Source organism: Streptomyces sp. NPDC088817 (assembly GCF_044750345.1).
Classification (GTDB): Bacteria; Actinomycetota; Actinomycetes; order Streptomycetales; family Streptomycetaceae; genus Streptomyces.
In genome coordinates this window covers 175,028-185,767 of the sequence record NZ_JBIVJN010000020.1, presented here as the reverse complement: position 1 = coordinate 185,767, position 10,740 = coordinate 175,028, and the positions used below count along the sequence as shown (strand labels likewise).

Below are 10,740 nucleotides of genomic sequence, written 5' to 3'. Positions count from 1 at the left end.
CCCGGTTACATTCCGAACCCGGAAGCTAAGCCTCACAGCGCCGATGGTACTGCAGGGGGGACCCTGTGGGAGAGTAGGACGCCGCCGAACAAATTTTGAAAGGGTTGGACCCCGAACTTCGGTTCCGGGTCCAACCCTTTTTTGTTTTCCGTTACTTGAAGTTCATGTTGCACAAGCAGCATCCGGCTCATGGGTATTGCTGCTCTGCTCAGGGCTGCCGGCGTCGGAGTCGGTGACGAGGTCGTCGTGCCGGCGTTCGGCAACGTGGAGGTCGCCGAGGCCGCGACACAGGTGGGCGCCCTGCCGGTGTTCGCCGACATAGACCCGGTGACGTACTGCCTCGACGCCTCCGCCGTCGAACAGGCCCTGACCGCGCGCACGGTGGCCGTGGTCGTCGTGCACCGCTTCGGCCGGTCCGCCGACATGGGGAGGCTGCACGCGCTGGGCCGGCGGCACGGACTGCTGGTGCTGGAGCAGGGCGAGTCCGAGGTGCCGTACGACGAGACGGCGCAGCGCAGGGAGCGTGCCGCCTATCTCGACACCAAGCTGCGGGGCGTGTGGACGCCCGACGGCGGTGACGGGCACACCTACCAGCAGTACGTTGTGCGGGTGCCCGGGAACGGCCGGCCGGACCGTGACGCCTACGCACGCGCCATACGGGCCCGGGGAGTTGACTGCCGGGTGCCCGTGAAGACCCCCGTGCACCGGCTGCCCGAGTACCGTCGGTGCGTGTCCCTCCCCGAGACCGAGCGGGCGGCCGAGGAGACGCTGGCGCTGCCCGTGGACGCCTCGTTGACGCGCCGGGAGATGCAGCGGATCGTCTCGGTCTGCAACGCGCTCGGCGGGCCGATCGCGGTTGGGAGCACGGCCCTGTTCGGGGTATGATCTATTCCGTTGCCGCGGGGGAAACCTCGAAAAGGCAACAGGCCCCTATAGCTCAGTCGGCAGAGCGTCTCCATGGTAAGGAGAAGGTCAACGGTTCGATTCCGTTTGGGGGCTCCGACACAAAGGCCCTCACCCTTTCGGGTGAGGGCCTTTTCCATGCCCCGCGGTCCCTACTGCGGGGGACCCGGCACCCGCATCGCCAGGATCGCCATGTCGTCGGACGGGGCGTCCGACGCGAAGCGTTCCACGGCGCGCATGATGCGGGCCGCGACCGCACCGGCCGTCAGGCCCGTACAGGTGGTGAGAACGTCCGCGAGACCGTCGTCGCCCAGCATCCTGGAGCCCTCACGGCGCTCGGTGACGCCGTCCGTGACGCACAGCAGCACGTCGCCCGGGTCCAGCGTGATCGTCTGCTCGTACAGCTCCAGATCCTCCATGACGCCGAGCAGCGGCTGCGGGTCGGCGGCCGGCTCCACCGTGCCGTCCTGGCGCAGGCGCAGCGGCAGCGGATGACCGGCGCAGACCACCTTCAGGCGGGCGCTGCCGTCCTCCTGCGGCCACAGCTCGCCGTACAGGAGCGTGAGGAAGCGGCTGCGGGCGCCCTCGTCGAGGATCGCGGAGTTCAGGCGCTGCAGCACCGCCGGGCCGCCGAAGCCCTCGCGGGCCAGCAGCCTGAGCGCGTGCCGGGCCAGGCCGGTCACCGCGGCCGCCTCGGGGCCCGTACCGCACACGTCGCCGATGGCGAAGCCGTAGGCGCCGTCACGGATGGGGAAGAGGTCGTAGAAGTCGCCGCCGACCTCGTTGCCCTCGCCTGCCGCGCGGTAGATGACGTCGACCTCCACGCCCTCGACGTCGGGGAGCCCCGGCGGCAGGAGGCTGCGCTGGAGGGACTGGCTGATGGCCGTGCGCTCCGAGTACAGGCGGGCGTTGTCCAGGGCGAGGGCGGCCCTGCGGCTGAGGTCCTCGGCCAGTTCCAGGATCTCCTGGCGGAAGTGCTCGTCGGTGGGCTTGCCGAGGGTGAGCATGCCGATGACGCGGTTGCGGGCGACCAGAGGCAGGACGACCGTCTCGCCGCCGACCGCGGAGGCCGTGGCGAGGGTCGGTCCGATGGTCGTGCCGATCCGGTGGTGCGAGTCGCCCAGGCTGAGGCTGCGCATGGAGCTGCGCAGGGCCGCCTGGTGGGCGGCCTCGCCGGGGGCGGACCACACGCGTGCTCCGGGTGTGGGCACCGGGTCGGGTGGGGCGATCTTGGACAGCAGGGACTTGATGCCGTCGATCAGCTCCTCGTCCTCGTGCAGGACGTAGGACAGGTAGGGATCGGAGGCCTGGTCGGCGATCGTGTAGACGGCGCACCAGGTGGCCAGGGTCGGGACCGTCATCTGGGCCATCAGGGCGAGGGTCTGGTCGCGGTCCAGGGTGCCGGCCAGCAGGTCGGAGGCCTCGACGAGGAAGCTGAGGGAGCCGCGGCGCAGCCGCTCCAGCTCGCCGAGGCGGGCCGACTCGACGGCCAGGGCGATGCGGTCGGCGGCGAACTGCAGGCGCAGCGCCTCCTCGTTGGAGTACCGGCCGGGTGCCTCCGCGGCGACGCCGAGGGAGCCGGTGAGGCGGCCCTCGACCTTCAGTGGGACGGTGACGACCGAGCGCATGCCGGTGCTGTTGAGGAGGGGGACGGCGCCCGGGACGGCGGCGAGGTCGTCGTGGACGGCAGGCATCCGGGCGGAGCCGTAGCGGCCGGGGCCCGCCTCGACGGGGACGCGGGCGAAACGCTGGCGCGCGGAGGGCAGGCCGGTGGAGGCGCGGACCTCCAGCTCGGTTTCGTCGTCGGTGGCCAGCAGGAGGAAGGCGGCGTCGCCGTCGAGCATGTCGCGGGCGCGTTCCACGGTGCGTTGCAGGAGGCCGTCGAGGTCGTCGGGGGCGGGGGAGCCGATGAAGACCTCGAAGGGGTCGGTGCTGGGGCCCTCGGGGGTGCTGCCCGTGTCGGAGGTCGCCGGGAGGCGCAACGGGGTCTGGAGCACGGCCCGTTCGTGGTCGCGCACGAGGAGGCAGACCGTGGAGGGCTCGCCGTCGGTGTCGCGGACGCGGAGGTGGGAGGCGTAGACGGGGATGACGCGGCCGTGGGCGCCGCGGATGCCGTAGCTGCCTTCCCAGCGGGAGAGTTGGAGCGCCTCGGCGATGCCGGTGCTGGTGCCGGGGGTGTGGGGCCAGGCGGCGAGGTCGGTGAGCGGCTTGCCGAGGATCTGCTTGGCGGCGTAGCCGAAGAGTTCCTCGGCGTCCTCGTTCCAGGCGGTGACGGAGCCGCCGCGTTCGATCTGGACGACGGCCACGCGGACCCGTCCGTCGGCGAGCGGGAGGAGGTCGGCGGGCAGGCAGGGACCGGCGGCGCGGGCGCCGACCGGGCGCTCGGGCATGTCGAGTTGGAACCAGACCTTCTTGTGCGTCGGCGTGTACTCGACGCCCCAGCGGCCGGCCAGGGCCGCGCACAGTTGCAGGCCGCGGCCGCCTTCGCGGTCGGGGCTGCCCATGTTGATCGCCGAACTCTGCACCGGGAGCTCGCGCTCGGGGTAGCGGTCGGACACCTCGATGCGCACTCCGTCGTCGCTGCGCAGGCACAGCACGTCGGCCGCTGTTCCCGCGTGGACGACGGCGTTGGTGACCAGTTCGCTCGTGAGGACCACCGCGTCGTCGACGATGTCGCCGAAGCCCCACCCCTGGAGGGTGTCGCGGACGAAGGACCGGGCGGTCGCCACCGATCGGCCCAGGGGATCGAAGCTGGCGGCCGCGCGCGCGGTGATCACAGAACTCCTCGTCCGGTTGTCGACGTGCAGACCCTGGTGGCCGATGGGCTCGCGCCGCTGTTCCGGCAGCTGCGGCCCGTTCGGCTGTGGCTCCGGGGGCGGTCCCCCGGGGATCACTCCGGTGGTCATGTCTGCGGCCGCCCTCCGATGCCCGCTCGTTCCCGTGCCACCGCCCAGGCCGGACGGACCGGTGCGGCTGGACAGCCCCATGCAAGGTTACTTACCTTCGCCGTCCACGCGGATGCCGGTCGCCAGTGTTTCCGCCCCGAGGGTGTGCGGAGGGTGTGCGAAGCTGCCGAACTGTTATGGCCTGGTTCAGCCGGGGTGAAACACTGGGCAGGCTTCTGGTGAAGGTCCGGGCAGGCTGAGTGTGCTCTCTGCACCCAGAGCGGCGGCTCTCCCTGTGGGCTGATTACATCGGACAGGAATACGCAGTAGTAACCGGTACGCCGAGCCGGCGTACCGCGGCACAGCGGTAACGGTCGACCCCCGCGGGAGGGACACAGTGGAGTCTGGCGCAGCGACGCGGGACACGAAGCCGCGCGCGAAAGGCGGTCAGTCCCCGAAGAACCGGCGCACGGCGCACGGCGGGACCACCGAGGTGGACACCGCTTCCCTGAACCGGCTGCTGGTCGCTCTGGTGTCGATGCGCGACGGCAACTTCCGCAGGCGGCTCACGGTGTCCGGCGACGGCGTGATGTCTGAGATCGCCGCCGTCTTCAACGAGGTCGCCGACCGCAATCTGCATCTGACGGGCGAGTTGTCGCGGGTGCGGCGCATGGTGGGGCGTGAGGGAAAGCTCACCGAGCGGCTGGAGACGGGTGCCTGCGAGGGCTCCTGGGCGACGGCGATCGACCATTCCAACGCGCTGGTCGACGATCTCGTACGGCCCGTCTCGGAGGTCGGCCGGGTCCTCTCGGCGGTCGCCGAGGGCGATCTGTCGCCGCGGATGGAGCTGCGCTCGCAGGCGCCGGAGGGGGCCGGGCATCCGCTGCGCGGTGAGTTCCTGAAGGTCGGGCGGACCGTCAACAACCTGGTCGACCAGTTGTCGACGTTCACCGACGAGGTCACACGGGTGGCCAGCGAGGTGGGCACGGAGGGCAAGCTGGGCGGTCAGGCGCGGGTGCGCGGTCTGTCCGGGTCGTGGAAGGACCTCACGGACTCCGTCAACACCATGGCGTCCCGGCTGACGGCGCAGGTGCGGGACATCGCGCTGGTCACCACGGCGGTGGCCAAGGGCGATCTGTCGCGGAAGGTGACCGTCCATGTCGCCGGCGAGATGCTGGAGCTGAAGAACACCGTCAATACGATGGTGGACCAGCTCTCCGCGTTCTCCTCCGAGGTGACGAGGGTCGCCCGTGAGGTGGGCACGGACGGCATCCTCGGTGGTCAGGCGCATGTGCCGGGGGTCGACGGCACGTGGAAGGAACTCACCGACTCGGTGAACCTGATGGCCGGCAATCTGACGGCGCAGGTGCGCGGGATCGCCCAGGTCACCACCGCCGTGGCGAACGGCGATCTGTCGCAGAAGGTGACGGTTCCGGCGCGTGGCGAGGTCGCGCAGCTCGCGGAGACCATCAACCAGATGACCGAGACGCTGCGTATCTTCGCGGACGAGGTCACACGGGTGGCCAACGAGGTCGGTGCCGAGGGCCGTCTGGGCGGTCAGGCGAACGTGCCGGGGGTGGCCGGCACCTGGAAGGACCTCACCGACTCCGTCAACACGGTGTTCCGCAACCTCACCACGCAGGTGAGGGACATCGCCACCGTGACGACGGCCGTGGCGAGCGGTGATCTGTCGCAGAAGGTCACCGTCGACGTGGCCGGCGAGATGCTGGAGCTGAAGAACACCGTCAACGGCATGGTGGACCAGCTGTCGTCCTTCGGTGCCGAGGTCACGCGGGTGGCGCGGGAGATCGGGGTCGAGGGCGAGCTGGGCGGCCAGGCGCAGGTGGCGGGCGCGGCGGGGACCTGGAAGGACCTCACCGACTCCGTCAACACCGCGTTCCGCAACCTCACCGGGCAGGTGAGGAACATCGCCCAGGTGACGACGGCCGTGGCGAACGGTGATCTGTCGCAGAAGGTCACCGTGGACGTCTCCGGCGAGATGCTCCAGCTGAAGAACACCGTGAACACGATGGTGGACCAGCTGTCGTCGTTCGCGGACCAGGTGACCCGGATGGCCCGGGACGTGGGCACGGAGGGCCGGCTGGGCGGTCAGGCCCGTGTGGACGGGGTGTCCGGCACCTGGAAGGAGCTGACCGACTCCGTCAACTTCATGGCCGGCAACCTCACCTCCCAGGTGCGGCAGATCGCCCAGGTGACGACGGCCGTGGCGCGCGGCGACCTCTCGCAGAAGATCGACGTCGACGCGCGCGGCGAGATCCTGGAGCTGAAGAACACCATCAACACGATGGTCGACCAGCTCTCCGCCTTCGCCGACCAGGTCACCCGGGTCGCCCGTGAGGTGGGCACGGAGGGCCGGCTGGGCGGGCAGGCGCAGGTGCCCGGCGTCGCCGGTGTGTGGCGGGACCTCACGGACTCCGTGAACGGCATGGCCGGCAACCTGACCGCCCAGGTGCGCAACATCGCCCAGGTCGCCACCGCGGTGGCCCGCGGTGATCTCTCGCAGAAGATCACCGTGGACGCGCGCGGCGAGATCCTGGAGCTGAAGAACACCCTCAACACGATGGTGGACCAGCTCTCCTCGTTCGCCCAGGAGGTCACGCGCGTGGCCCGTGAGGTGGGCACGGAGGGCATCCTCGGCGGTCAGGCCGAGGTCCAGGGTGTCTCCGGCACCTGGAAGGACCTCACCCAGTCCGTGAACTTCATGGCGAACAACCTGACCATTCAGGTGCGCAACATCGCCGAGGTCACGACCGCGGTCGCCAAGGGCGACCTGTCGAAGAAGATCACCGTCGACGCCAAGGGCGAGATCCTCGAGCTGGTCACCACCGTCAACACGATGGTCGACCAGTTGTCGTCGTTCGCCGAGCAGGTCACACGGGTGGCCCGTGAGGTGGGCACCGAGGGCATCCTCGGCGGCCAGGCGCACGTGCCAGGTGTCGTGGGTATCTGGAAGGACCTCAGCGACAACGTCAACCTGATGGCGAACAACCTGACCATGCAGGTGCGCAACATCTCCCAGGTCGCGGCCGCGGTCGCGAACGGCGATCTGACGCGGACGGTGACCATCGAGGCGCGCGGCGAGGTCGCGCAGCTCGCGGACACGTTCAACACCATGGTGAAGACGCTGAGTTCGTTCGCCGACCAGGTCACCAAGGTGGCCCGCGAGGTGGGCACGGACGGCATCCTCGGCGGTCAGGCGTACGTCCCCGGGGTGGCCGGCACCTGGAAGGACCTCACCGAGTCCGTGAACCAGATGGCGTCCAACCTGACCGGTCAGGTGCGCAACATCGCCATGGTCACCACAGCCATCGCCAAGGGCGATCTGACCAAGAAGATCGACATCGACGCGCGCGGCGAGATCCTGGAGCTGAAGACGACCATCAACACGATGGTCGACCAGCTGTCGTCCTTCGCCGAGGAGGTCACCAGGGTCGCCCGCGAGGTGGGCACCGAGGGCCAGCTCGGCGGCCAGGCACGCGTGCGCGACGTCGACGGCACCTGGCGGGACCTGACCGAGTCCGTGAACGAGATGGCCGGGAACCTCACCCGGCAGGTGCGTGCCATCGCGCGCGTGGCGACCGCGGTCACGCGCGGCGACCTGAACCTGAAGATCGATGTCGACGCCTCCGGCGAGATCCAGGAGCTCCAGGACTACATCAACAAGATGATCGCCAACCTGCGCGACACCACGATCGCCAACAAGGAGCAGGACTGGCTCAAGGGCAATCTCGCCCGTATCTCGGCGCTGATGCAGGGCCGCCGCGACCTCGTGGACGTGGCCTCGCTGATCATGAGCGAGCTGACGCCGGTGGTCTCGGCGCAGCACGGTGCCTTCTTCGTCGCCATGCCGCTCGCCGAGGACACGGATCCCGTGGGTGAGGGCGACGACTCCTACGAGCTGCGGATGCTGGGTTCGTACGGCTACTCGCTGGGCTCCATGCCGACGTCGTTCCGGCCGGGCGAGGCGCTGATCGGGACCGCCGCGCAGGAGAGGCGCACGATCCTTGTCGAGAACGCGCCCAGCGGCTATCTGAAGATCTCCTCCGGGCTCGGCGAGGCGCCGCCCGCGCAGGTGATCGTGCTGCCGGTGCTGTTCGAGGGGACGGTGCTCGGTGTCATCGAGCTGGCCTCGTTCACGCCGTTCACGCACATCCAGAAGGACTTCCTGAACCAGATCGCGGAGATGATCGCCACCAGCGTCAACACCATCTCCGTCAATACCAAGACCGAGCAGTTGCTGAAGCAGTCCCAGGAGCTGACCGAGCAACTGCGTCTGCGGTCGGAGGAGCTGGAGCAGCGGCAGAAGGCGCTTCAGGCGTCCAACGCCGAACTGGAGGAGAAGGCCGAGCTGCTGGCCCAGCAGAACCGCGACATCGAGGCGAAGAACTCCGAGATCGAGGAGGCCCGGCAGGTCCTCGAGGAGCGTGCCGAGCAGCTCGCGGTCTCCATGCGCTACCGCAGCGAGTTCCTGGCCAACATGTCGCACGAGCTGCGTACGCCGCTCAACTCCCTGCTGATTCTGGCCAAACTGCTCGCCGACAACGCGGAGGGGAATCTGTCCCCGAAGCAGGTCGAGTTCGCCGAGACGATCCACGGAGCCGGCTCCGACCTGCTCCAGCTGATCAACGACATCCTGGACCTGTCGAAGGTCGAGGCGGGCAAGATGGACGTCTCCCCGACGCGTATCGCGCTCGTCCAGCTCATCGACTACGTGGAGGCCACCTTCCGCCCGCTGACCGCGGAGAAGGGCCTCGACCTGTCCGTGCGGGTGTCGCCGGAGCTGCCCGCGACCCTGCACACCGACGAGCAGCGGCTGCTCCAGGTGCTGCGCAACCTGCTGTCCAACGCGGTGAAGTTCACCGACTCCGGGTCGGTGGAGCTGGTCATCCGTCCTGCCCGGGACGACGTTCCGCAGCCGATCCGCGAGCAGTTGCTGGAGGCCGGCTCGCTGGCCGACCCGGACGCGCCCATGATCGCCTTCTCCGTCACGGACACCGGCATCGGCATCGCGGCCAGCAAGATGCGGGTGATCTTCGAGGCGTTCAAGCAGGCCGACGGCACCACCAGCCGCAAGTACGGCGGTACCGGCCTCGGGCTGTCCATCTCGCGGGAGATCGCGCAACTGCTCGGCGGCGAGATCCACGCGCAGAGCGAGCCGGGCCGCGGCTCGACGTTCACCCTGTACCTGCCGCTGCACCCGGGGGAGCTGCCGCCGCAGGGCTACCAGCAGCCCGGCTCCGTGCTGGACGCCGGCCACCTGGTCGCCGCCCCCGAGTCGGAGCCGTCCGGGCAGGCCGCCGCGCAGTCCGAGACGCCGGCCGAGGTGCAGTCGTACCAGGAGACGCAGAGCGGTCCCGCCGCGCTGTTCCGGCGCCGCCGCAGGGCCCTGCCGACCGCCGACCCCGGGCCGGCGCGGCACGGGCAGTCGTTCCAGGAGCAGTGGGTGGTGGCGTCGGCGGGCCCGGCGGAGCCGGAGCCGGTCCCGCAGGGGCACCGGGACATCCGGTTCGGCGGCGAGAAGGTGCTCATCGTCGACGACGACATCCGCAACGTCTTCGCCCTGACCAGCGTCCTGGAGCAGCACGGCCTGTCCGTGCTGTACGCCGAGAACGGCCGCGAGGGCATCGAGGTGCTGGAGCAGCACGACGACGTGGCGGTCGTCCTGATGGACATCATGATGCCGGAGATGGACGGCTACGCGACGACCACGGCGATCCGGCGGATGCCGCAGTTCGCCGGGCTGCCGATCATCGCGCTGACCGCGAAGGCGATGAAGGGCGACCGGGAGAAGGCGATCGAGTCGGGTGCCTCCGACTATGTGACCAAGCCGGTCGACCCGGATCACCTGCTGACCGTGATGGCGCAGTGGATGAGCGGGGAGTGACGGGACGGCGGTGACCGGAACGTTCGCGGGGCGCGGTACGTTGTCGACTCGAAGGCCCCGGAGCCGTGTAGAAGTGCGGGATCCGGGGAACCTTCTGGTCTCCCGCGGCGTTTCTGCCAGGTGCACAGTGACATCACGGTGACAGGGTGTGGCGACGGGCGGGGTGCGGCTACGATGACCGGCACAAGGACGGGCGGCGCAAGGGAGTCGTCCCCTGGGGCGGCACCCGCCGGTGCCTCCCCGTTTCCTGCGGACAGGGGCGGCCCCAAGCCGGGGCGAGGAGGGCGGGCCATGGTGCAGAAGGCCAAGATCCTCCTGGTCGATGACCGGCCGGAGAATCTGCTGGCGCTGGAGGCCATCCTCTCTGCGCTCGATCAGACGCTGGTGCGGGCATCGTCCGGGGAGGAAGCGCTCAAAGCACTGCTCACGGACGACTTCGCGGTCATTCTGCTGGACGTCCAGATGCCGGGCATGGACGGCTTCGAGACGGCCGCGCACATCAAGCGGCGGGAGAGGACCCGGGACATCCCGATCATCTTCCTCACCGCGATCAACCACGGCCCGCATCACACCTTCCGCGGCTATGCGGCGGGCGCGGTGGACTACATCTCCAAGCCGTTCGACCCGTGGGTGCTGCGGGCGAAGGTCTCGGTCTTCGTGGACCTGTACATGAAGAACTGCCAGCTGAAGGAGCAGGCGGCCCTGCTGCGGCTCCAGTTGGAGGGCGGCGGAAAAGGAGCGGTGGGCGACGGCAAGGAAGCGGCCGGTCTGCTCGCGGAACTCTCCGCCCGTCTCGCCGCGGTCGAGGAGCAGGCGGAAGCCCTGTCCAAGCAGTTGGACGACGAGTCCGCCGACGCGGCGGCGGTCGCCACGGCGGCGCATCTGGAGCGCAAACTGACGGGCCTGCGCCGCGCCCTGGACGCGCTGGAGCCGGGCACGGGGAGCCCGTCGTCGCTGCCTTCGCAGGGCTGAGTCCGCATCCGGGGCGCGGGGCCCGGCCCGCTCGGCGAGCGGCGGGATCGGGCCATGCGTGTGGCGATGTAAGGC

At 69.7% G+C, this 10,740-nt stretch carries 4 protein-coding genes, 1 tRNA gene and 1 rRNA gene; 5 read left to right on the top strand and 1 reads right to left on the bottom strand.

What is annotated here, in order from left to right; all coding sequences use genetic code 11:
• The 3 genes from rrf to ACIP4X_RS30945 form a co-directional block, all read left to right on the top strand.
• Positions 1–90: ribosomal RNA gene (gene rrf / locus ACIP4X_RS30955) — 5S ribosomal RNA — on the top strand; the annotation flags it as partial.
• Positions 91–204: 114 nt separating this feature from the next.
• Positions 205–885 carry a DegT/DnrJ/EryC1/StrS family aminotransferase gene (locus tag ACIP4X_RS30950; RefSeq protein ID WP_358735275.1) on the top strand — a complete coding sequence of 227 codons (681 nt, stop codon included), beginning with the start codon at positions 205–207 and terminating at the stop codon, positions 883–885.
• Between the two features lie 41 nt (positions 886–926).
• Positions 927–999, top strand: a tRNA-Thr gene (locus ACIP4X_RS30945).
• A gap of 56 nt (positions 1,000–1,055) precedes the next feature.
• Here ACIP4X_RS30945 and ACIP4X_RS30940 read toward each other — a convergent pair.
• Positions 1,056–3,809, bottom strand: a complete 2,754-nt coding sequence (locus ACIP4X_RS30940) for a SpoIIE family protein phosphatase (RefSeq protein ID WP_358735270.1) — start codon at positions 3,807–3,809, stop codon at positions 1,056–1,058.
• 376 nt (positions 3,810–4,185) lie between these two features.
• On the opposite strand from ACIP4X_RS30940, the gene ACIP4X_RS30935 reads away from it, so the two are divergent.
• Both ACIP4X_RS30935 and ACIP4X_RS30930 read left to right on the top strand, forming a co-directional pair.
• Complete coding sequence (locus ACIP4X_RS30935; protein WP_358735268.1) at positions 4,186–9,693, top strand: HAMP domain-containing protein; 5,508 nt, start codon at positions 4,186–4,188, stop codon at positions 9,691–9,693.
• A 291-nt stretch (positions 9,694–9,984) separates the two neighbouring features.
• Positions 9,985–10,665 (top strand): response regulator, encoded by a 681-nt coding sequence (locus tag ACIP4X_RS30930; protein ID WP_358735266.1) that lies wholly within the window; start codon positions 9,985–9,987, stop codon positions 10,663–10,665.
• Positions 10,666–10,740 lie beyond the last annotated feature (75 nt).